This window comes from Microbacterium sp. M28, from assembly GCF_025836995.1.
Lineage (GTDB): Bacteria > Actinomycetota > Actinomycetes > Actinomycetales > Microbacteriaceae > Microbacterium.
Window position 1 is genome coordinate 2776864 of the sequence record NZ_CP107546.1, and the last position, 22539, is coordinate 2799402.

Consider the following 22539-nt stretch of genomic DNA (forward strand, 5'->3'; position numbering starts at 1 on the left):
CGGGCTATCGCCCGTTGCCGTTGGAGCAGGTCCGCTGCTCGGCCGTGGTCCCCTTGACCGACTCCGGCAGCGCGACAGCGGTCTGCTCGGGCACGGGGGTCGCGGCATCCGTCGGCGCGGCTGAGTCCGCGGGGTGCGGGGACGCCGGCGGCTCGGGCTGTGCCGTCGTCTCCCCTTGCTCGACCACGACACCGTCGAACTTCGAATTCCGGTGCGTGATCTCCAGGGGCTGGTTCGCAGCGATGGCCTCGAAGAGCGCTGCGCCGGCGGAGCGGATCGGAACCACGCGGTCCGGATCGTCGGGGTCCGTCGCGACGGGGTACTGCAGGAACGTGATGTCCTCGAACGGCACGTCCTTCACGGCGAGCGCGATCTGAGCGATCAGCATCGGGTTCGTGAGCGACGTGCTGGCCTCGAGGTTGCTCAGCGCCGTGTTCGCCAGGCGCAGCACCGTCGGGACGTCTCCGAGCGTCTCATCCGCTCTGAGCTTGCGGACGAGCGAGTTGAGGTACACCTGCTGGTTGCCGATGCGCGCGAGATCGCTCTCGCCGACGAGACCGTGGCGTGTCCGCAGGAACTGCAGCGCGGTCAGTCCGGAGACCGTATGCGTCCCGGCATCCAGGTCGAGTCCGGTGTGGCTGTCCTTGATGCTGCTCGCGAGGCACACCTCGACGCCGCCGATCGCATCCGTGATCTCGATGACGCCGCCGAAGGTCACAGCCGCGGCGAACTGGATGTCCTGCCCGGTCAGTTCGGAGATCGTCTTGGCGACGCAGTTCAGCCCACCCGCCGTGTACGCCGTGTTCAGCTGCCCCTTGCCCGTGCCGCCGAAATCCTCGCCGTCTTCGCCCGCACACGCCGGGATGCGGAGCATCAGATCCCTCGGGAAGCTCACCGCGGTGATCCGCCGCGGCTGGTCGGACACGTGCACGAGCATGTTCACGTCGTTGAGCGTGCCCTCGGCATCCGCTCCGGTGCAGCGCTTGTCGAAAAGGTGCGCGTACTTCTCCTCACAGGTGTCGACGCCGGTGAGGAGCAGGTTGAAACCGCCCTCGAACGCCCTGATGTCCGGCGGCACCGACTCGTGTCCCTCGAGCTCGACGGCGTCGGCTGTGACCTCAGTGATCAGCGTTGTCCCGACGAAGGCGACGATTCCGGCGCCGCTGACCAGGACCACCGCGACCGCGATGCCGACTGCTGTCAGTACCTGTGCGAGCGGGCGAGGACTGCGCAATTGCCCATGCCGTGCGACCGTGCGACGACGCGCCTTCCGATTCACCATGACATCCTCCGGATCGAACGGGGGATGCCCCCTGGTCAATCCTTGACGTTACCGTTGGAACAGGTCTGCTGCGCCGCGGAGTTTCCCTTGATCGTGTCGGGAAGCGCGACCGCCGTCTGAGCAGGGTCCGGGACGGGGGTCGCCGACTCCGTCGGGGCTGCGGGCTCCGCAGGCGGGGTCGTCGCCGGCGTCTCCTCGACCACGACGCCCTCGTTCGAGGAGTTCTCGTGCGTGATCTGCAACGGCTGGTTCGCCTCGATCGCGGCGAACAGCTCATCGGCCGCGCTGCGCATCGGAACGACCTTGTTCTCGTCGTCAGGGTCGGTACCCGTCGGGTACTGAACGAACACGATGTCCGAGGTCGGGACGTCCTTGAGTGCGAGCGCGATCTGAGCGATCGTCATCGGCGTCAGCGAGGTGCTCGTCGTCAGATTCTGCACCGCGGTCTCGGCGAGCTTGAGCATGGTGCCGACATCGCCGAGCACTTCGGAGCTGAGCATCTTGCGTGCCAGGGAAGACATGTACTGCTGCTGGTTGCCGATGCGACCCAGGTCGCTGCCGTCTCCCACGCCCTTGCGGGTGCGGAGGAACTGCAGCGCCTCATACCCCTGGATCGTGTGGGTTCCGGCCTGCAGGTTCAGCCCGGTGGCCTTGTCCTTGATTCCGCTCGCGAGACAGACGTCCACACCGCCGATCGCGTTGGTGATCTCGATGACGCCGCCCCAGGTGACGGAAGCCGCGTACTGGATCTGCTGACCGGTGAGCTCCGTGACCGTCTGCGCGACGCAGTTCAGCCCGCCGTACTCCCAGGCGCTGTTGAGCGGCTGCTTGCTCATCGCCGATCGGGTGTTGCCCTCGTCGTCGGTGCAGGACGGGATGGCGAGCATCGTGTCGCGCGGGATGCTGACCACCGTCACGCGCCGCGGAGCGTCGGACACGTGCACGAGCAGATTCGTGTCGTTCAACGTCGCGTCGCCCTCGGCGTCGTCGCACCGCTTGCCGAAGAGCTCGGCGTACTCCGGCTCGCATTCATCGACGCCGACGAGAAGCATGTTGAACCCGCCCTCGTACGCCCCGATGTCCGGCGGCACCGACTCCTGGCCTTCGAGGTCGACGGAGTTCTCCGACACGGTGTTCAGCAGAGTCGAACCCACATACGCCGCGACGCCGACCCCGCTCACGAGCACGACGGCCAGAGCGATGCCGATGATCTTCATCAGCTGGGACACCGCACGGGGCCGCGGCAATTGACCGTGACGCGCCACGATACGACGGCGTGGGGTCTTATCGCTCACTCGGGGCCTTTCAGGAATCTGCGGAGGGTGTGGGATTCGAACCCACGAGACATCTCTGCCCACTGGTTTTCAAGACCAGCTCCATCGGCCGCTCGGACAACCCTCCTCGGGCAGGAATGCACCAGCCCGAACAGGCGTCGAGTCTAGCCGAGTTCGGGAAGAACAGCGGCCAGGCCGACTCTCATTCTCCCGCGATGACCTGAGGGGACCCTGTAAGCAGGGACTCGAGCGCGAGCGCCAGACCGCCGTCGATCACGTCAGCCGTGACCTCCCCTGCGGCGTCCTTGACCTCCTGCGGCGCCTGCCCCATCGCGACCGCCCGTCCTCCGACGCGGCGCGACCAGCCGAACATGCCGATGTCGTTGCGGCCGTCGCCCGCGACGAGCACCTTTCCCGCCTCCATGCCGAGCTCGGCATGGACCCGCTCGAGCGCGGTTCCCTTGTCGACGCCCTGCGGAGCGATGTCGAGCCAGGCGGTCCAGCCGATCGCGTAGGAGACCTCGTTGAGACCCGCCTCCGTGACGAGGCGGTGGAAGTCCTCTTCGTCGTGCCCCGGAGAGACCACCACGACGCGGGACACGGGCCGCTCCCCGAGTTCTTCGAACGAGACCTGACGACCGCCGTCGAGCGTCCAGTCGTCGAGCTGAGCGGTGTACAGCCGCTGCCCGGAGGCCAATTCGACCATGTACCGCGCCTCGGGCAGCCGGTCGCCGAGCAGATTCAGCACCGTGCGCGGATCGAACGTCTCGACGTGCCAGCGCGTCCAGTCGCCGTCCACCCGGCGCATGGTCACGGCGCCGTTCGAGCACACCACGAACTCGGGGGTGATCTCGAGGGCCTCGACGTAGCGGAGCGTGGCCATCCAACTGCGACCGGTCGCGATCGTGACGACGTGACCGGCATCCCGCAGGCGCGCGACGGCCTCCGGCACGCCAGGGCTCATCGACTCGTCCTGAAGCAGGATCGTGCCGTCGACGTCCAGGGCGACGAGCCAGCGCGCGTCGGTCGCAGCGGCGGTCATGCCTCCGGCTCCAGGACGGAGAGTCCGCCCAGGTACGGTCGCAGCACCTCCGGCACGATCACCGATCCGTCCGGCTGCTGGTGCGTCTCGAGGATCGCGACGATCCAGCGCGTGGTCGCCAGCGTGCCGTTGAGGGTCGCGACGTGCTGCGTCTTCGCCTGCCCCTCTTCGGCGGCGGGCCGGTAGCGGACGTCCAGCCGGCGCGCCTGGAAGCTCGTGCAGTTCGACGTCGAGGTGAGCTCGCGGAACGCGTCCTGCGTGGGCACCCACGCCTCGATGTCGTACTTGCGTGCGGCGCTGGATCCGAGGTCCCCCGCCGCGACGTCGATCACGCGGTACGCCAGCCCGAGGGACGTCAGCATCTCCTCCTGGAGCGCGACCAGACGCAGGTGCTCCGCCTCGGCATCCTCGGGTGTCGTGTAGACGAACATCTCGAGCTTGTTGAACTGGTGCACGCGGATGATGCCCCGGGTGTCCTTGCCATAAGAGCCCGCCTCCCGGCGGTAGCAGGTCGACCAGCCGGCGTAGCGCAGCGCCCCCTTGGACAGGTCGACGATCTCGTCCTTGTGGTATCCGGCGAGCGCGACCTCGCTGGTGCCGACGAGGTACAGGTCGTCGTCCTTGTCGAGGTGGTAGACCTCGTCGGCGTGCTCGCCGAGGAACCCGGTTCCCTGCATGATCTCGGGGCGTACGAGCGTCGGGGTGATGAGCGGCACGAAGCCGTGCTGCAGCGCCTTGTCCAGTGCGAGGTTCATGAGGGCGATCTCGAGCCGTGCCCCCATACCTCGGAGGAAGTAGAAGCGCGAGCCGGACACCTTCACGCCGCGCTCCATGTCGATCGCACCGAGGATCTCACCGATCTCGAGGTGGTCGCGCGGTCCGTTCGGGTACTCGGATGCGTCGAACGTCGGCACCTGGCCGACCCGGCGCAACTCGACGAAGTCCTGCTCGCCGCCCGCGGGGACGCCGTCGATCACGACGTTCTCGATACGAGCCAGAGCGGATGCCGCAGCGTCCGCTGCTTCTCCGGCGACCTGCTGCGCCTGCTTGACGCGCTCGGCGAGGTCCTTCGCCTGCGCGACGAGTGCTGCCTTCTCCTCCTTGGGAGCCTTCGCGACCTGTTTGCCGAACGCGTTCTGCTCGGCGCGGAGCTCCTCGAACGACGTCAGCGCCGCCCGGCGCGATCGGTCGGCCTCGAGCGCTGCGTCGACGGTGGACGCGTCGTGTCCGCGCGCGATCTGCGAGCGGCGGACGACGTCGGGGTTGTCGCGGAGAAGAGCGAGGTCGATCATCCATCAAGTCTATGGCGTGGCGCTGCGGCGGCCGCGAGCGGTCGCCGCAGCGGGAGGCCTTAGAGTATGGCCATGATGACGACCGCGGCTGCCATGCACCGAGTCGCACTCGTCTACAACCCGATCAAGGTGAACGAGGCGCAGCTGCAGTCGCTGGTGGCCTCGATCGCCGAGGAGGCCGGCTGGTCGCCTCCGCTGTGCCTTCCGACCACCGTCGAGGACGCCGGCCAGGGACTGACCCGTCAGGCGCTGACGGAAGGCGTGTCCGCCGTCCTGGTCGCCGGTGGAGACGGCACGGTGCGCGCTGTGGCGGAGGCCATGGCGGAATCCGGAGTGCCGCTGGGCATCATGCCCAGCGGAACAGGCAACCTGTTCGCCAGGAACCTCGGCCTGCCGCTGACCGACCCTGCTTCGATCGTCCGTGCGACGCTGGCGGGGCGCACCGTGCCCGTCGACCTCGGCTGGGCGACGCTGACCCGCGAGGACGGCTCGTCCGAGACGCATGCGTTCGTCGTGCTGGCCGGTATGGGCCTCGACGCCGACATGATCGCGAACACGCGTCCCGATCTGAAGAAGTCGGTGGGGTGGGTGGCGTACGTCGACGGCGCCGCGCGATCGCTTGCGGCGGCGAGGCCGTTCCGCATCGTCTATCAGCTGGACGACTCGCGCCTGCACTCGACCAAGGTCTACAGCGTGCTGTTCGCGAACTGCGGCATGCTCCCCGCCGGGATCTCGCTCATCCCCAGCGCATCCATCACCGATGGCACGCTCGACGTCGCGATCATCCAACCGTCGGGACTGTTCGGATGGCTGGGCGTCTGGCGCAAGATCTGGTGGGACAACTCGGTCCTGCGTCGCTTCCGCGCCGGCCGCCTCGTGCTGGAGCGCCGAGGGCGCGACGCCTCCGTGCGCTATCTGCGCGGCATCACTGCCGAGGCGGCAGGCACGCACCCGACGCCCATAGAACTGGACGGCGACGAATTCGGCACGGCCGTCCGTGTGCACTGCCGCGCCGACCCCGGTGCGCTGACGCTCGCGATCCCCGATTCGGTGTCGACCGACGCGCTCTGACCGTCAGCCTCGCACGGGGATCGTCGCGTCGAGACCTGCGCCGACGAGGGTGAGCTGGAAGCCGTCGTCATCGACCTGGTCGTCGGCGAAAGCGACGACCGTCGCCCGCGGAGCCATGTCCATCGTGCACGGCTTGTCCTCCTCTGCGGCGAAGGTGACGGTGCCGCTGGCCCCGCTGCCCTCGACGGACTCGACGACCGGAATGCACGAAGAGGAACCCCAGGTGAGCAGGACGAGGCTCTCATCCTCGAACCAGCCGGCGCTGGGCGTGTACTCGGTCTGCCCGCCGGGGACGCCGGTCAGCGACGGGTCTGCGTCCAGGTCGGCGTCGTCGGTCATGTCGTTGTAGGTCACGACCAGCTCGACGTCCTTGGTCGGGTCGACCCCTTCCGGGAAGGCGCCGACGCTCGCACGCGGAGCGTAGTCCGCGGTGCACGCGGCGTCGGGGTCGGCATCCACCATCGAGACGGAGACCTGCTGACCGGATGCCGTGACCTCGTCGACCTGCGGGATGCACGTCGATGAGCCCCAGCTGACCACCGCGAACATGCGGCCGTCGTCGAGCCATGCCGCCTCGAACCCGTCCTCGGGCTCCGGTGCGGGCGATGCGTTCTGCTGCGGTGCGTTCGTGCTGGTCGGGCTCGTGTCGCCCGGTGTTCCCGCGCAGCCGGCGAGGAAAGCGGCGGCAGCGACGAGGCCGATCAGGGACGTGGCAGCGCGGGAGATCCTGGTCATGGCCCCAGAGTAGCCGTCCTCACTGCAGCGCGGAGGTCAGTCTGGCCAGGTTGTCGAGAACGGTCGAACGCAGCGGCTGCTGCATCCACTCCTCGAGCGTGAGTTCGCGGCTGAGTCGGCGATACGCGTCCTCGACGTCGCGCATCTCGCGGACGAACTCCTCGCCGCGCACGAGCAGCGAGATCTCGAGGTTGAGACCGAACGATCGCATGTCCATGTTGCTCGACCCGATCACCGCGACCTCGTCGTCGATCGTGAGGCTCTTGGTATGCAGGATGTACGGCTTCCGGTACATCCAGATCCGCACGCCTCCGCGCAGCAGCGCCTCGTAGTAGCTGCGCTGCGCGTGATAGACCATCGCCTGGTCGCCCTCTTCGGAGACGAACAGTTCGACGGCGACCCCGCGATCGGATGCCGCGGTGACCGCGAGCAGCAGCGCCTCGTCGGGGACGAAGTACGGGCTCACGATCATGATCTTGCGCTTGGCCGAGTAAAGCAGGCTCAGGAACAGGCGCAGGTTGTTCTCGACTTCGAACCCCGGCCCGGACGGGACGACCTGGCAGTCGAGGTCACCGGTGCCCTGGGTCGCATGGGCGATGTCGATGTCCGCGAGCACCTGGTCGGTCTCGCTGTACCAGTCGCTGAGGAAGATGGCGTTGACGCTCGCGACGATCGGACCGTCCAGGCGCACCATGAGGTCGACCCAGTGCAGCCCGCGCTTGATGTTCTTGGGCAGGTTGTACGTGGAATCGGTGATGTTCTGCGATCCGAGGAAGGCGACGCGTCCGTCCACGACGAGGAGCTTGCGATGGTTGCGAAGATCGGGGCGCTGCATGTGCCCCTTGAGCGGCTGCACGGGGAGCATGACGTGCCAGTCCGCGCCCATGCGGTTCAACCGGTCGATGGTCGCTCGATACTTCGGCTTGTACCGGTTCGCCCAGTGATCCAGCAGCACTCTGACCGAGACGCCGCGCGCCGCGGCCTCTTCGAGCGCGCGGAAGAAATTGTCGGTCGCGGCATCCGACTGCAGGATGTAGAACTCGACGTGCACGTACGCGCCCGCCGTGCGAATCGCGTCGGCCATCGCGTCGAGCGACTCCTGGTAGTCGGAGATGAGATGCGCGCCGTTGTCTCCAGAGAGCGGCATGGCCCCCATGTGCTGATTCATGCGCACCAGCGGACCGAACCAGTCCGGGGCGTCCGGACGCAGCGTGCCGAAGTGCAGGTGCTCGCTCGTCTCGGCGATGTAGTCGTTGATCTGCTGCTGCTTGCGGCGCCGGGCGCGGGGCAGCCGGGGGTTGCCGATGAGCAGGAAGAGGAAGACCCCGAAGAACGGGATGAAGAAGATCGCCAGCAGCCAGGCCATCGCCGCCGTGGGTCGGCGGTTGCGGGGAACGATGATGATCGCCGTGATGCGGATGGCGATGTCGATGACGGCGAGACCTGCGAGCACCCACCACGGCCAGGCATCCATGCGCGTCACCCCCGTGCTGTCCGAACCGTCCGCCTCCCGCCGGTCCTGGACTCAGCGTAGTGGGTGGGCCGGACAAGGCCCGGTCAGGACGCCTTGGGCGGCAGACCGCGCGCCGCGCGCTCCTCGGCCTCGATGCGCGCGTGCACCTTGCGTTCGGTGCGGTCGAAGCGCAGGATGCCTCGGAGCACGAAGAAGAACACCACGCACACCGCGAGGGTCGGAAGGATCGACCAGGCGACCGCGGTCCAGATGCTCTCCATTCCTCCATCGTACGCCGCCCGCCTGTGGGCGCGCCTCGCCCACCCGCCCTGCACAGGCGACGGGTTCGACGCAATCGTTCCACAATCAGCCGTTCGCCCCCAGCGCGGCAACCGCGGTTGCCACACTCGCGTGATGACAACCGTGATGAAAGCCTCCGGCTCCGCCGAGTTCCTCGGCCTGGTCCCCGCCCTCGCGGGCTTCACTCCGACGCGGAGCATCGTGCTGACGCCCTTCGAGGGCAAGCGCACCTATGGTGCGCTGCGGATCGACCTTCCCGACGATGACCCGACCGCCTTCGCCGAGGGCGCCGTCGACCTGATCGCCAGAGTCGAGCGCATCGACGCGCTGGCCGTGGTGGTCTACACCGAGGAGCACGCGCAGCCCACCAGGGACGGTCTCGTCCTGCCGCACGGCGTCGTCGTCGACGAATTGCTCTCGGCTGCCGAGGACCGACGCCTCGGCATCGTCGATGCGCTGTGCGTGACACCGGACGGCTGGGCGAGCTACCTCGACGACGAGCCGTCTCTGCATGCGCTCGACACGATCCGTGTCGTCGACCCGACGCCGGATGCCTCCGATGTCCGCGGCGATCAGTCAGCGGGAACCGAGCTGGCGGATTTCGGCCTGCTGATGACGGAGCGGGTCGGGCGCGCTTCGATCGTGCTGGAGGACGTGATCTGCCGCGCGCGGATGGGCCGCGAGGCCGAAGTGGAGCATGAGCACCCGGAGGCGGTCGCCGCGGCCTCGCTGCTCGACGACATCCCCGCGCTGTTCGAAGCGGCCATGGACCTTCCGGACGACCCGCCGCCGTACGTCTGCGCCGCCCTGCTCTGGCTGCTGGAGCGACCGCTGTACCGCGATGTCGCACTCATGCAATGGGCGGGCGATCTCGCCGTCGGGCGACGCACTCTGGCATCGCAGATCACGCATCACGACGCGGGCACACTCCCGGGCGACGGAGCCTTCGACACGATGATCGGCGAAGGCCCGCGCCCGAGCATCCCGCGTCTGCATGCGGCGCTGCGGACGGTGCGCACCCTGGCCGCCCTCGCTCCGCGTCGGAAGAGGATCGGCCCGCTCGCGCTGGCGGCATGGCTGTCGTGGGCGCTGCGGCGCCCGTCGCACTCCGAGCTCTATCTCGCCGTGGTGCGCGCCATCGCTCCGGAGTACAGTTTCGGCCGTCTGCTCAACGACCTCATGGTCGCCAGGCCCCTACCGGCGTGGGCGTTCGATCGACGCATGGACGACGCGGCATGACGCCGCACCGAGGTCACTTGACGAGCGGGAAGAGAATGGTCTCGCGGATGCCGAGGCCCGTGATCGCCATCAGCAGGCGGTCGATGCCCATGCCCATGCCGCCGGAGGGCGGCATGCCGTGCTCGAGCGCGCGCAGGAACTCCTCGTCGACGCGCATGGCCTCGACGTCGCCGCGCGCTGCGAGCTTCGCCTGCTCGACGAAGCGCTCGCGCTGGATGACGGGGTCGACCAGCTCCGAATACCCGGTCGCGAGCTCGAACCCGCGGATGTACAGGTCCCACTTCTCGACGACTCCGGGGATCGAGCGGTGCTCGCGCACGAGCGGTGAGGTGTCGACGGGGAAATCCATCACGAACGTCGGGCGTACGAGTTCGCCCTTGACGAAGTGCTCCCAGAGCTCTTCGACGAGCTTTCCGTGGGTGGCCTGCGTCGGGACGTCCACCCCGTTCGCCTCGGCGAACGCGATCAGGTCCTCGACCGCGTCTTCCGGGGTCACGGTACGGCCGGATGCCGCGGACAGCGACTCGTACATCGAGATGCGGTCCCATTCGCCGCCCAGGTCGTACTCGGTGCCGTCCGCCCACGTCACCGTCGTGGACCCGGTCACCGCGATCGCGGCCTGCTGGACGAGCTCCTGAGTGAGCCGCGCCATCTGGTCGTAGTCGCCGTACGCCTGGTACGCCTCGAGCATCGCGAACTCCGGGCTGTGCGTCGAGTCGGCGCCCTCGTTTCGGAAGTTCCGGTTGATCTCGAACACCCGCTCGATACCGCCGACGACGGCGCGCTTCAGGTACAGCTCCGGTGCGATGCGCAGGTACAGCTCGGTGTCGAACGCGTTCGAGTGCGTGACGAACGGACGTGCCGACGCGCCGCCGTGCTGCACCTGCAGCATGGGGGTCTCGACCTCGAGGTAGTCGTGGCTCGCGAACGTCGCGCGGAGGCTCGCGTTCACGGCGGCACGCGCACGGACCGTCGTCCTGGCCTGCTCGCGGACGATCAGGTCGAGGTAGCGGCTGCGCACGCGCCCCTCTTCGCTGAGCTCGGAGTACGCGTTGGGCAGCGGGAGGATCGCCTTCGATGCGATCGCCCACGCATCAGCCATGATCGACAGCTCGCCGCGGCGGCTGGAGATCACCTCGCCGTGGACGAACACGTGGTCACCGAGGTCGACGTACTCCTTCCAGTCCGCGAGCGAGGACTCGCCGACGTTCGCGAGCGAGATCATCGCCTGGATGCGCGAACCGTCGCCGGCCTGCAGCGTCGCGAAGCAGAGCTTCCCGGTGTTGCGGCTGAACACGACGCGTCCTGCGACACCGACGACGACACCGGTCTCGGCGCCGGCCTCGAGGTCGCCGTAGTCGGCTCGCAGCGCTGGGATCGTATGCGTCACCGGCACGCCGACGGGGAACGCCCCGCCGGATGCATCCGTGCGCTTCTCGATCAGACGCTCGCGCTTGGCGAGTCGAACGGCCTTCTGCTCGTGAATATCCTCGTCGGCGGGGACAGGGGCGGGCGCGTCAGGCGCGTTCGTCATGCGGGGCTCCTTGGAAGTCAGGGGCCAGTTTATCGCGGGCGGGTAGCGTGAAAGCCATGAGCGCACGCCGAGGACTCCCCCTGCTCGCCGCCTTCGCCCTCGCCGCCGCGGTCTGCGCCTCTCCGGCGGCCGCCGCGGCGTCCGTCCCCGCGTCCGCCTCCGCCGATGTGGACGACTTCTCCTACTCGTCCTGGGACTCCGTGTACGAACTCGGCACCGATGATGCCGGCCGCGCCGCGATGCGGGTCACCGAGACGCTCACCGCCGCGTTCCCCGAACACGATCAGAATCGCGGGATCGTCCGCGGGCTCCCGACGACCTACGAGGGCGCCTCGACCGACACGCGTGTGGTGTCTGTGGAGGATGCCGAGGGCAGTCCCGTCCCGTACGAGACCGAGGAGGACGACGACGTCCTGTACATCCTCACCGGCACCGACGACTACGTCCACGGCGAGACGACCTACGTCATCACGTACGAGATGCAGGACGTCATCCTTCCCGCTCGCAACGGAGTGGACGAGTTCTACTGGGATCTCCTACCGCTGGACAGCACGCAGCCGATCGACGCCTTCTCGGCCGACATCGTGTTGGCGCCCGAGCTGAGCGCGCACCTCACCGGGTCGTCCGCCTGCTATGTCGGCCCTGAGGGCTCGCAGGACCGCTGCGACCTCGGCTTCGACGGCGAGACGGCCACTGTCGAGGAGACCGATCTGGCCGCGGGCGACGGCGTCACCGTCGGGATCGGCCTCGAACCGGGCACGGTCGTCCAGCCGGACACCCGGCTCCCGAATCCGACCACCGATGTCGTCCCGCTCGCGACGAGCGGGGCCGCGGCTCTCCTCGCCGCAGGCGGTTGGTTCGCGACATCAGCCCTGGTGCGCTCGCGGCGCCGCGCGACCGGTGTGATCATCGCGCAGTACGACGTGCCGAGTTCGATGCCGCCGATCCTCGCGAACGCGATCGTGCCTCGGGCCCGCAATCCCATCACCGCCCAGATCATCCACCTCGCGGTGCGGGGTCTGCTCCGCCTCGAAGAGTTGCCGGAGGGCGCGAAGGACCAGACCCGCCCTCGGTTGCGCCGCCTCACCGCGCCCATTCCCGACCCGCTCGATCACCGCGCCCTGAAGGCGCTCTTCAACAACGACGAGCCGGATGTCGTCATGACGGTGCCGAAGGACAGCTCCGCGTTCGCGAAGCGGATGCAGGGCCTCGTCGCCGCAGGGAAGAAGGCCGCCGTCAAGCGCGGCCTCACCACCACGGCGCGCAGCCGCACGGCGATCGTGCTGTGCACGGTCGCGCTCGGCGTCGCCGCGGTCGGCCTCGCACTCGGCATCTGGGGAGCCGTGCAGGGCCGGGAGAGCGCCGCGCCCGGCATTCTCGTCTCCGTCCTCATCGGTACCGGGGCTCTCGTCTCGCTCATCGCGGCGGTGTCCCCGCGCACCGTGCCGACGCCGGAGGGCGCTGCGGCGCTGGAGCATCTCGAAGGGGTGCGCGAGTTCATCCGCGTGGCCGAGGCCGATCGGCTGCGGATGCTGCAGTCGTACACGGGAGCCGAGCGGCGTCCGGACGGCTCGGTCGACGTGATCCACGTGTACGAGATGCTCCTGCCCTATGCCGTCCTGTTCGGACAGGAACGCGAATGGGGTGAGGTCCTCGAGACCGCATACGCCAGGGACCAGCAGTCCCCGGTGTGGGCGAACGGGGTGACGACGGGACTCGCGGTCCGGCTCGCCGGATTCTCGACCGTGAGCGCCGCATCGTCGTCGTACGCCTCACCCAGCAGCGGAAGCTCGTCGAGCTTCGGCGGGTCGACCGGCGGCGGGTTCTCGGGCGGCGGGGGCGGCGGCGGGTTCTCCGGAGGGCGCTGAGGCGGCGCTGAGCGTCAGGGCAGCAGCGGGTCGGTCGAGTCGCGCAGGGCACGCTCGACCGTCGACTGCACCAGTGCCGACAGGTACCCGCCGGGGTTCTCCACGCCGATGCCCCGCAGCAGTCCGGTGGCCTGGACGATGATCGATCGGGAGAACTCGGATGCCGTGGCGATCGCCTCGGCGTACGCCGGTCGGTCCTCCTCGGCGATCACGACCGGCTCGCACCCCAGCTCGACGGCGAGTGCCTGAGCGATCGGCAGCACCGGCGCTGGGGCCGTCACCGCGGCGAACGCGGCCTGGAGCTGACGCAGATCGATCGTCGTTCCGGTGAACGCGATCGCCGGATGGACCGCCAGGGGGATGGCTCCCGAACGCTGCGCCGGCTCGAGGACACCGATGCCGTAGGCGGGATCCGTGTGCAGCACGAGCTGTCCCGGCTGCCATGCGCCCAGGCGCCCGAGACCCGCGACGATCGCCGGCAGCTCGTCGTGCGGCACCGCCAGCACCACGAGCTCGCTGCGGCGCAGCACCTCCGGCGCATCGAGCACGGGGACGTCCGGCAGCACGGCGGATGCGCGCTCCTCGTCCGAGGACGCCGTGATGCCGACGATCGCATGACCCGCTCCGGCGAGCGCCGCGCCGATCACGGGCCCGACACGACCGGCGCCGACGATGCCGACGCCGAGGCGGCCCTCACGGTTCACGCCGAGGCTCCTCGGGCGAGACCGGCGGTGCTACGGGGGGCGGAGGCGGCGGAGCCGGGAAGGCGACCGGTTGCGCGGGCGGCGGTACAGCCCCGGCCGCGGGCGGCGCAGGCGGGAAGGCACCAGCGTCCGCCGGGAACGCCGGTGCGGACCATGCGCCCTGCACGGCGTCCGACTGCTCCGCCCAGCGGTGGCCGCGGTCACGGCCGACGGATTTCGACGTGCGCCTGGCCATGTCATCGAACACGGTCATGAGCTCGGCGCTGTCGATTCCGACGATCTCGCCGAGGATCGGCCCGGTGACGCTGTGCGCCTTCATCCATGCCACGCGCTGCGCCCGGTCGATGGGGCCCTGCGAGACCGATGCGCCCTGCATGCGGGCCAGCGGGAAGAGCGCGAGCTTGCGCCACATCACACCACGGCGCAGGATCAGAGCGAAGTCGGTGAGCGCGAGACCGTGCCGCTTCCACGACACCGGGCGCCGCCACCAGGCGCGAGGCTGCATCCGCACATACGGGTCGTCCTGCGCAGGGCCGAGGATGCCGTGCTGCCACACCAGGGGGACGTCGTCCGCCGGCAGGTCGGGCAGTATGAGCCCGAGCACCCGCTCGACATCCGCACGCTTGCCGACGGGAAGCACGATGCTGAACTGCTGCGCGCTGCCGGACTGCTGCTGTGCGGCGCTCTTGCCGCTCATGCGGTTGATCTTGATCGTCCACCAGCCGAACGGACGCCACAGCAGCGACTGCGTGACCTCCACGGCGAAGATGCGCCCCGGTGGGATCGTCTCGGTCACCGTCGTGAAGAGGCCGTACGTGATGCGCACGCCATCGGGAGTCGGCGCGATCGAGTAGCGCAGCGACTTCGAGATCTGGGCCCACGTGATCGCCACCGTGGCGATCACCAGAGGGATTCCCGTTCCGAGGCTGATCCCGAGGATCGCGAACCCGGCGCCCTCCCCCTCGTCGGCGAGCATCACCGGGACGACGAACGCCATCATCACGGCGAACAGCACACCGAAGAAGACGAGCCACAGCAAGCCGGAGAGCAGCTGGGATCCGACCAGGCGGCCGGTCGGGATCTTCACCACGCTCTCCGGTGCGACATCGGCCAGGTCGACGCCGTCGATCAGGTCGTTGATGCCATGGCTCACCGTCCCGGCCACCTGCTGACGCCGACTCGCCGCGGGCGCCGGCTGTCCGGTGCGCGCTGCCTCCCGCGCGGCCCTGGCGCCGGATGCGAGGCGCAGGATGTCGGCACGCACGGCCTCGGCCTTGGGCGTCGACAGGTATTCGAGCGGGACGTTGGCGTCCGTGCCGGCTCCGACCACCTCGAGCTTCGCCATGCCGATGAGTCGAGCGGGGAACGGCCTCGTCAGATTCACGCCCTGCACACGGTCCAGCGGCGCGCGGCGGTGCGAGCGGAACACAATGCCCTTGCGCACTTCGACGTGATCGTCGGTGATGCGGAACTCCTGGAACCGCCAGACCAGCCAGAACGCCGCGACCAGGACCAGGACGAGACCGAGCGTGACGAGGAGGGCGACCAGGATCAGGTTGTTGGTGAGGATCCAGTCGATCGGATCGGCCTGGGCGTAGTCCACCGCGTCGTCTTCGAGTTCGCCCGGCGGTGCGACGAGGTTGACGAGCCAGTAGATGAATCGGTCTCGGAAGTTGCTGATGACGATGCCGGCGACGATGATGAGCACCAGCCCGCCCTTGAACAGCGGGGTCAGCGGGTGCAGGCGGTGCCATTCGCCGTCGGCGAGGGTGTCGTCGCCGAGCGTCTGAGGCGCCGCCGGAGACGGCTCGGGGATGCCGGGCTGGCCGGGCTGGCCGAAGGTCGGAACGCTCACAGGCCGGTCCGGCGGGTCTCGGCGACCTCGATCAGCGTGTCGCGCAGCGCTTCCGCCGCCGCCTGGCTGAGTCCCGGGATCTGCACGCCGGTGGTCGCCGCCGCCGTCACCATCTTCAGCTGTGACACCCCGAAGGCGCGATCGAGCGGACCGTGCGTGATGTCGACGAGCTGCATGCGCCCGTAAGGTACGGCGATCATCCGCTGCCACAGGATGCCCTTCCGGAAGACGATGTCGTCCGTGCGCAACATGTAGCCGATCGCCTTGGCCTGACGCGGCAGCACGATCATCGTGATGAGCGTGATCACGACGATCACCCCGGCGGGGATCCACGCCCACGTCTGGTGCAGCACGAGGCTCAGGACGAGGGCGGCGATCACCACGACGGCGATGAAGATCGCGTTCTGCACGAACTGCGAGGTCACGTAGCGCGGCGAGATCTGGTGCCACTGCCCGTCCAGGGCGAGGCGGCCCGCGCCGCGCGGCTCGCGGATGCCGACGTACGTGCCCGCATCCAGCACGGGGCTCTGCGTCGGGCCGGCGTCAGTGCGCGGCGTCGGCACCTGGGGAGGGTTCGTCTGGCTGTCGGTCATCAGGATCCTTCGGCAGGGTGCAGAACTGTTCGGCCACGAGTGCGGCCACCACGAGGACGACGGCACTCGCCACGAGGGCGACCATCGACACCATCGACCCTACCGGCGGCCCGACGGGACGGGACAGCAGGAACAGCAGGATGCCCGCGCCGAAGCCCGCCAGCAGCGCGCCCAGCAGGCTCGACGCCCGCGCCAGCGTCGCCGCGCGGAGGGCACGGAACGGATCGATCCGCTTGCCCGACCCGCCGCGGACGCTGCGGCGCACCGGCCAGGCCAGGCCGAGACACACCGCGGCGAGCAGGAGCAGGAGCACCGGAAGCCAGGACGACGGCGTGAAGGTCGCGCGCCCGGTGACCGTCAGCAGGTGGTCGAGCCCGAAGCCTCCCGCCGCGCCCGCGAGGGCGAGCACGATCAGCACGAGGGCGGATGTGCGTTTCATCGATCACGCTCGCCCTGCTCGTCGTGCTCGCCCGCGGCATCCGCCCGCAGGCGGGCCGCGAGATCGGCCGCTCGCCCGCGTCCTGGGATCTCCGCGTCCGGATCGAGATCCAGCCAGGGCTCCAGGACGAACAGCCGTTCGGCCGCACGGGGGTGCGGCAGCAGCAGATGCTCGGCATCCGAGGTGACGTCGCCGTACACGATGAGATCGAGGTCGAGGGTGCGGTCGCCCCAGCGCTCGCGCCGCTCGCGGCCGTGCTCCTCCTCGATGGCGTGCAGCATCCCGAGCAGCACCTGCGGCGCCAGCCGCGTCGTGACCAGCGCAACGGCGTTCACGTAGGTCGGCGCTTCGGGATCGGGGCCGTCCGGCCGGACGGCGACCGTCTCGTGCAGCGGTGACAGCCGCACGTCATCGACCAGCGGCAGCCGTGCGATGCGTGCGGCCGCGCGCTCGACGGTCTCGCGACGCTCGCCGAGGTTCGCCCCGAGGGCGACGACGGCGACGGCCGCGTCGCGTCCCGGCCTCGGATCGATCGGCGGCAGCGGTGGCATCCGGACCATCAGCGCGCGTCCTGTCTGTCGCGGCGGACGGTCACCGAGACGTCAGTGAAAGCGTGCGCGATCGGCGCGTGCGGCTTGTGGACCGTGACCTCGACGGCGCGCACCCGCTCGTCGCGGAGCGCGACCTCCGCGATCCGTTCGGCGAGTGTCTCGATGAGGTTCACCGGCTCGCCCGTCAGGATCTCGACGACCTGGTCGGCGAGCTCGCCGTAGTGCACGGTGTCACGGACGTCATCGGATGCCGCGGCCTCCGCGAGGCTCAGGCGGAGGCGAAGATCGACCGTGAACTCCTGGCCGTTCTCGCGTTCGTGCGCGTAGACGCCGTGTCGTCCGAACGCCGTGAGTCCGGTCAGCATGATCTCGTCTTCGGTGTGCATGCTCAGCTCTCCCAGGCACGGGCGACGGCGATGGCGTCGCGGGTGGCGACGACGTCGTGGACGCGCACGGCCCATGCTCCGGCGCGCACGGCCAGTGCACTCGTGACGGCGGTCGCGAGGTCGCGGCGCTCCAGCGAGATGTCATCGCCCTCACTTGCTCGCAGCGTCTCAGCGAGGAAGCGCTTGCGCGACGTGCCGATCAGAACGCGATGGCCGAGCGCGGTGATCTCGTCCAGGCCGCGGAGGACGTCCCAGTTCGCCTGGCCCGCCTTCGCGAATCCGATGCCGGGGTCGAGGATGAGGCGGGACGGGGCGATGCCAGCGGCTGCGGCTCTGCCGACGCCGTCGCGCAACTCACCCGCGACTTCGCGAGCCGCGCGACGGTACGACGCGTTCGCGTACATGTCGGAGGACGGGCCGCGCCAGTGGCCGAGCGCGTAGTCGGCGTCCGTGCCGGCGACGGCCGAGAGCATGCGCTCGTCGGCGAGACCGCCCGAGACGTCGTTGACGATCCGCGCGCCGGCCGACACGGCCGCCACGGCCGTCGACGCGTTGAGGGTGTCGACGCTGACCGTCGCACCTTCGGCGGCGAGCGCCGCGATGACCGGGAGCACGCGTTCCTGCTCGATCGACGGGTCGACGCGCTCCGCGCCGGGGCGGGTGGATTCGCCGCCGACGTCCAGCACGTCGGCGCCGTCGCGCCGGAGCTGCATACCGTGCTCGATCGCGCGCGCGGTGTCGAGGAAGCGCCCGCCGTCGCTGAACGAGTCGGGTGTGACGTTGACGATTCCCCAGATCGTGGTCACGGCAGCTCGGCTCCGTGACCGGAGGACGCCGCGATCAACGCGATGATCTCGGCGCGGGCGATCGGGTCGGCATACGCGCCCCGAGCCGCGACCGTGAGAGTGGATGCCTCGGGCTGACGGCCGCCGCGCATCGTGACGCAGCCGTGCACGGCATCCAGAACGACCAGGACGCCCCGCGTGTCGAGGTGGGCGTCGATCGTGTCGGCGATCTGCTCGCCGAGTCGCTCCTGCACCTGCGGGCGGGTCGCCAGCGTCTCGACGACCTTCACGAGAGCGCCGAGTCCGACGACCTGCTCACCCGGCAGATACGCGAGGTGGGCACGGCCGGCGAAGGGCAGCAGGTGGTGCTCGCAGACCGAGCGGAACCGGATGTCGCGCAGCACGACCGCACCGCTCGGCAGGGTCTCCGGGGCAGGGCCGCGCGAGACGCTGATGGTGTGGGCGAGCGGAGCCGCCGGGTCTTCGCCCACGCCGGCGAAGAATTCGGCGTACAGATCGGCCACCCGCTGCGGGGTCTGCTTGAGCCCGGGACGCTCGGGGTCCTCGCCGATCGCCTCGAGCAGCTCACGCGTGAGCGCTGCGACCCGCTGGATGTCGACGGTCACGATCAGGCGGTCGCCGGACGCGTGTGCCCGGACCCTGGAGCGGACTCGGCCGTCCCCCTGGTCGCCGCGGCATCCGCCGGAGCCGCTTCGGATGCCGCAGCATCCGCCGGCACGACCCGCTTCGGGACCTCGATCGGGGGCCGGGTGGACACCGGACGGTCTTCGCTCGACAGCCAGAGCGGACGCTCGGGCAGCTTGCGCACGTCGTGGAAGATCTCGGCGATCTGGTTGTGATCGAGCGTCTCCTCCTCGAGCAGGGCCAGCGCGAGCCGATCGAGCACGTCGCGGTTGTCGCTGATGACCTGGTAGGCCTCGTTGTGCGCCTGCTCGATCAGCGCGCGCACCTGGACGTCGACGCGCTCCGCGACGGTCTCGGAGTACTCGCGGCCTCGTCCCATGTCACGTCCGGCGAACGGCTCTCCGCCCTCGGAGCCCAGCTTGACCGGGCCGAGCGCGGTCGTCATGCCGTACTCGATGACCATCTTCCGGGCGATGCTGGTCGCCTTCTCGATGTCGTTGGATGCGCCGGTGGTCGGATCGTGGAAGACGATCTCCTCGGCGACGCGCCCGCCCATCGCGTAGGTGAGCTGGTCCTGCAGTTCGTTGCGGGTCACGGAGTACTTGTCGTCCAGCGGCAGCACCATCGTGTAGCCCAGCGCCCTGCCGCGGGGCAGGATCGTGATCTTCGTGACCGGGTCGGTGTAGTTCATCGCCGCGGCCGCGAGCGCGTGGCCGCCCTCGTGGTAGGCGGTGATCAGGCGTTCGCGGTCCTTCATGACGCGAGTGCGGCGCTGCGGACCGGCGATCACGCGGTCGATGGCCTCGTCCAGCGCACGGTTGTCCACGAGCTGCGCGTTCGAGCGCGCCGTGAGCAGTGCCGCCTCGTTGAGGACGTTCGCGAGGTCGGCACCCGTGAAGCCGGGGGTCTTGCGCGCGACGACCTCGAGGTCGACGGACTTCGACAGCGGCTTGCCCTTCGCGTGCACCTCGAGGATGTGCAGACGGCCCTTGAGATCGGGCGCGTCGACGCCGATCTGCCGGTCGAAGCGACCCGGGCGCAGCAGCGCGGGGTCGAGGATGTCCGGACGGTTGGTCGCGGCGATCACGATGACGTTGGCGTTCGGGTCGAAGCCGTCCATCTCGACGAGCATCTGGTTCAGCGTCTGCTCGCGCTCGTCGTTGCCGCCGCCCATGCCGGCGCCGCGGTGGCGACCGACGGCGTCGATCTCATCGATGAAGATGATGGCCGGCGCATTCTCCTTGGCCTGGTTGAACAGGTCGCGCACGCGCGAAGCGCCGACACCGACGAACATCTCGACGAAGTCGGAGCCGGAGATCGAGTAGAACGGTGCGCCCGCCTCGCCGGCGACGGCGCGTGCGAGCAGGGTCTTGCCGGTTCCTGGAGGGCCGTACAGCAGCACGCCCTTCGGGATACGGGCGCCGATGGCCTGGAATTTCGCAGGGTCCTGCAGGAACTCCTTGATCTCCTGGAGCTCCTCGATGGCCTCGTCGGCGCCGGCGACGTCGGCGAAGGTGACGGTCGGAGTCTCCTTGTTGACGAGCTTGGCCTTGGACTTGCCGAACTGCATGACCTTGCCGCCGCCGCCCTGCATCGAGCTCAGCAGCCACCAGAACAGCAGGCCGAGCAGGACGAGCGGAATCAGCAGCGACAGGAAGCTGTCGAACCAGGTGGCGCGCGGAACGACGTCGGTGAACCCGTCCTTGGGGTCGGCCGCGTCGATCGCCTCGACGATCTGATCCGCGCGGGCGTCGACGTAGTAGAACTGCACGTCCTTCGCACCCTCGAACTCCTTCGAGAGGGTCATGTCGACGCGCTGATCGCCGTCGGTGTTGGTGACCTCGGTGACGGTGTCGCCGGCGAGCAGCTCGAGTCCCTGCTGCACCGTGATCTGCTTCGGCGCTCCGAGGTTCGAGATCAGCAGGAATCCGCCGAACAGGAGCACACCGATCAGCGCCACGTAGATCAGGGGATTCCGGGTGATCTTCTTCACATCCATGATGGCTTCAGCGTACCGCCCGCCCGCTTGAGGGCCGCTGTGATTCGCCCACGGCGGACAGCCCGCCCCGAGCGCGGTTCAGACCGCGCGCTGCAGCTTGTCGAGGTTGCTCACCTGGAGGATGCCGTCGATGAGGCCGCCCTCGTCGAACTCGAGGACGATGAGATCCGTGCGGCCGGAGTGCCGCAACGCGAACGCCGGCTCCCCGTTGACGTCGAGCGTCTCGATCGTGAAGGGGCGCACCGGGTCCACCGCGACGGCCTTTTCCCGCACGCCGACGAAGAACCGGCGCACCCGATCGGCTCCGAAGATCGGGTTGAGCGCTGCTTTCACACGTCCTCCCCCGTCGCTCCACAGGATCGCGTCATCCGCGAGCAGTGCCAGGAGTGCCTCGATCTCCCCCGCCGCGAGCGCGCTGACGAGCGCTCTCGCCACGTCGGGCGGTGCCGCACGGCGCGCGGCGCCCTGCGCGGGGAGGCGCAGACGGCGTTCGGCACGCGAGATCAGTTGGCGCACCGCCACTGGGGTCTTCTCCAGGATCTCGCCGATCTCTCCCGCCGACATCCCGTAGGCGCGGTGCAGCACCACGGCCGCCCGAGCCTCGGGCGCCAGCTGCTCGGCCAGGTGCAGCAGCCCGAGCGAGAGCATCTCGCGGTCGGCCACGGCATCCTCCGGCAGGCGGGAGGTCGCGACGGGTTCGGGCAGCCAGTGGCCGAGGTACTCCTCGCGCACGGCGGCGAGCGAGCGGACGCGGTCGATCGCTCGCCGGACGCAGACCGTGGTCAGCCACGCCGGCCAGGAGCGCACGCGGCCGGACCCGGTGCGCTCCTCACGGAGCGCTTCGATCGCCACCTCCGAGACGACGCCCTCGGCATGACCCATGTCTCCGCGCATCCGATACGCGATGCCGATCAGGCGCCCCTGTTCGGCGGCCCACGCCGTGGTGGCGGGGGTGACGGCGCTCATGCCTCCACGCTAGCGGCGGTCGCCGTCACGCGATCGGATGCTTGTCATCGACCGGCGGAGTCATCTCCGTCGCGATGGCGACCCTGTTCCAGACGTTGATGGTGCTGATGGCCAGGACGAGCGCACCGAGCTCGCCCTCGTCGAAATGCGCGGCGGCGGCCTCCCAGACCTCGTCGGTCACGCTGTCAGGACCGATCCTGGTGATCGCGTCGGTCAGCGCCAGCGCGGCCAGCTCGCGCTCCTCGAACAGGCCTTTCGCGTGCTGCCAGGCTCCGACGGCGTGCAGAATCCGCTGCGGGATGCCCTGCTTGGCGCCGTCGGTGGAATGCATGTCGACGCAGTAACCGCAGCCGTTCAGCAGCGACGCACGCAGCTTGATCAGGTCGTAGAGCCGTGCGTCGACGCTCTTGCGGGCATAGGCCTCGAGCCCCAGCACGGCGGCGTATCCGAGCTTGTTCGTGCGCGTCATGTCGATCCGGGTCATCATGCATCCTTCCGCGGACCGCGAGGATGACGACGGATCTCG

22 protein-coding genes and 1 tRNA gene are annotated in these 22539 nt (G+C 69.3%); 3 read left to right on the forward strand and 20 right to left on the reverse strand.

What is annotated here, in order from left to right:
* Positions 1–4: 4 nt before the first annotated feature.
* From OED01_RS13485 to serS, 5 genes are all read right to left on the reverse strand, one after another.
* Positions 5–1282, reverse strand: a complete 1278-nt coding sequence (locus OED01_RS13485; RefSeq protein WP_264155798.1) for an LCP family protein — start codon at positions 1280–1282, stop codon at positions 5–7.
* A gap of 35 nt (positions 1283–1317) precedes the next feature.
* A complete protein-coding gene (locus OED01_RS13490; RefSeq protein ID WP_318841107.1) occupies positions 1318–2511 on the reverse strand; it encodes an LCP family protein in 1194 nt (397 codons plus the stop codon).
* A gap of 87 nt (positions 2512–2598) precedes the next feature.
* Positions 2599–2683 (reverse strand) — tRNA-Ser (locus OED01_RS13495).
* 75 nt (positions 2684–2758) lie between these two features.
* The gene (locus OED01_RS13500; protein WP_264155800.1) at positions 2759–3598 is read right to left on the reverse strand and encodes an HAD family hydrolase; all 840 of its coding nucleotides are present in this window, start codon (positions 3596–3598) and stop codon (positions 2759–2761) included.
* On the reverse strand, positions 3595–4890 hold the full coding sequence (serS, locus tag OED01_RS13505) for a serine--tRNA ligase (RefSeq protein WP_264155801.1): 1296 nt from the start codon (positions 4888–4890) through the stop codon (positions 3595–3597). Before serS ends, OED01_RS13500 begins: the two co-directional genes overlap by 4 nt.
* Before the next feature lie 72 nt (positions 4891–4962).
* On the opposite strand from serS, the gene OED01_RS13510 reads away from it, so the two are divergent.
* The gene (locus OED01_RS13510; RefSeq protein WP_264155802.1) at positions 4963–5961 is read left to right on the forward strand and encodes a diacylglycerol/lipid kinase family protein; all 999 of its coding nucleotides are present in this window, start codon (positions 4963–4965) and stop codon (positions 5959–5961) included.
* Positions 5962–5964: 3 nt separating this feature from the next.
* On the opposite strand, the gene OED01_RS13515 is transcribed toward OED01_RS13510, so the two are convergent.
* The 3 genes from OED01_RS13515 to OED01_RS13525 all read right to left on the reverse strand — a co-directional run bounded on the left by OED01_RS13515 (position 5965) and on the right by OED01_RS13525 (position 8430).
* Positions 5965–6696, reverse strand: coding sequence for a hypothetical protein (locus tag OED01_RS13515; RefSeq protein WP_264155803.1), 732 nt, complete (start codon positions 6694–6696; stop codon positions 5965–5967).
* Positions 6697–6715: 19 nt separating this feature from the next.
* Positions 6716–8170, reverse strand: coding sequence for a cardiolipin synthase (cls, locus tag OED01_RS13520; RefSeq protein ID WP_264155804.1), 1455 nt, complete (start codon positions 8168–8170; stop codon positions 6716–6718).
* 83 nt (positions 8171–8253) lie between these two features.
* Positions 8254–8430, reverse strand: coding sequence for a hypothetical protein (locus OED01_RS13525; protein WP_264155805.1), 177 nt, complete (start codon positions 8428–8430; stop codon positions 8254–8256).
* A 133-nt stretch (positions 8431–8563) separates the two neighbouring features.
* On the opposite strand from OED01_RS13525, the gene OED01_RS13530 reads away from it, so the two are divergent.
* Entirely contained in the window at positions 8564–9688 is a 1125-nt protein-coding gene (locus tag OED01_RS13530) for a DUF4192 domain-containing protein (protein WP_264155806.1), read from the forward strand.
* A gap of 13 nt (positions 9689–9701) precedes the next feature.
* On the opposite strand, the gene lysS is transcribed toward OED01_RS13530, so the two are convergent.
* A complete protein-coding gene (lysS, locus tag OED01_RS13535) occupies positions 9702–11222 on the reverse strand; it encodes a lysine--tRNA ligase (RefSeq protein ID WP_264155807.1) in 1521 nt (506 codons plus the stop codon).
* Between the two features lie 56 nt (positions 11223–11278).
* Between lysS and OED01_RS13540 the strand changes: the two genes are divergently transcribed.
* Entirely contained in the window at positions 11279–13090 is a 1812-nt protein-coding gene (locus OED01_RS13540) for a DUF2207 domain-containing protein (RefSeq protein WP_264155808.1), read from the forward strand.
* A gap of 14 nt (positions 13091–13104) precedes the next feature.
* Here OED01_RS13540 and OED01_RS13545 read toward each other — a convergent pair whose 3' ends face one another.
* The 11 genes from OED01_RS13545 to OED01_RS13595 form a co-directional block, all read right to left on the reverse strand.
* On the reverse strand, positions 13105–13794 hold the full coding sequence (locus OED01_RS13545) for a DUF2520 domain-containing protein (RefSeq protein ID WP_264155809.1): 690 nt from the start codon (positions 13792–13794) through the stop codon (positions 13105–13107).
* The gene (locus tag OED01_RS13550) at positions 13784–15649 is read right to left on the reverse strand and encodes a PH domain-containing protein (RefSeq protein WP_264155810.1); all 1866 of its coding nucleotides are present in this window, start codon (positions 15647–15649) and stop codon (positions 13784–13786) included. The genes OED01_RS13545 and OED01_RS13550 overlap by 11 nt, the downstream gene beginning before the upstream one ends.
* Complete coding sequence (locus OED01_RS13555) at positions 15646–16242, reverse strand: PH domain-containing protein (protein ID WP_264155811.1); 597 nt, start codon at positions 16240–16242, stop codon at positions 15646–15648. Before OED01_RS13555 ends, OED01_RS13550 begins: the two co-directional genes overlap by 4 nt.
* Positions 16193–16681, reverse strand: a complete 489-nt coding sequence (locus OED01_RS13560; protein WP_264155812.1) for a DUF3180 domain-containing protein — start codon at positions 16679–16681, stop codon at positions 16193–16195. The genes OED01_RS13555 and OED01_RS13560 overlap by 50 nt, the downstream gene beginning before the upstream one ends.
* The gene (folK, locus tag OED01_RS13565) at positions 16678–17241 is read right to left on the reverse strand and encodes a 2-amino-4-hydroxy-6-hydroxymethyldihydropteridine diphosphokinase (RefSeq protein ID WP_264155813.1); all 564 of its coding nucleotides are present in this window, start codon (positions 17239–17241) and stop codon (positions 16678–16680) included. The genes OED01_RS13560 and folK overlap by 4 nt, the downstream gene beginning before the upstream one ends.
* Positions 17241–17618: a dihydroneopterin aldolase gene (gene folB / locus OED01_RS13570; RefSeq protein ID WP_264155815.1), complete on the reverse strand. Its 378-nt coding sequence runs from the start codon at positions 17616–17618 to the stop codon at positions 17241–17243. Before folB ends, folK begins: the two co-directional genes overlap by 1 nt.
* Before the next feature lie 2 nt (positions 17619–17620).
* Positions 17621–18424 carry a dihydropteroate synthase gene (gene folP / locus OED01_RS13575; protein ID WP_264155816.1) on the reverse strand — a complete coding sequence of 268 codons (804 nt, stop codon included), beginning with the start codon at positions 18422–18424 and terminating at the stop codon, positions 17621–17623.
* Positions 18421–19029: a GTP cyclohydrolase I gene (gene folE / locus OED01_RS13580; protein ID WP_264155817.1), complete on the reverse strand. Its 609-nt coding sequence runs from the start codon at positions 19027–19029 to the stop codon at positions 18421–18423. Before folE ends, folP begins: the two co-directional genes overlap by 4 nt.
* A 2-nt stretch (positions 19030–19031) precedes the next feature.
* Positions 19032–21047, reverse strand: coding sequence for an ATP-dependent zinc metalloprotease FtsH (gene ftsH, locus OED01_RS13585; protein WP_264155818.1), 2016 nt, complete (start codon positions 21045–21047; stop codon positions 19032–19034).
* Between the two features lie 78 nt (positions 21048–21125).
* Positions 21126–22013 (reverse strand): sigma-70 family RNA polymerase sigma factor, encoded by an 888-nt coding sequence (locus tag OED01_RS13590; protein WP_264155819.1) that lies wholly within the window; start codon positions 22011–22013, stop codon positions 21126–21128.
* Positions 22014–22038: 25 nt separating this feature from the next.
* Positions 22039–22497 (reverse strand): carboxymuconolactone decarboxylase family protein, encoded by a 459-nt coding sequence (locus tag OED01_RS13595; RefSeq protein WP_264155820.1) that lies wholly within the window; start codon positions 22495–22497, stop codon positions 22039–22041.
* Positions 22498–22539 lie beyond the last annotated feature (42 nt).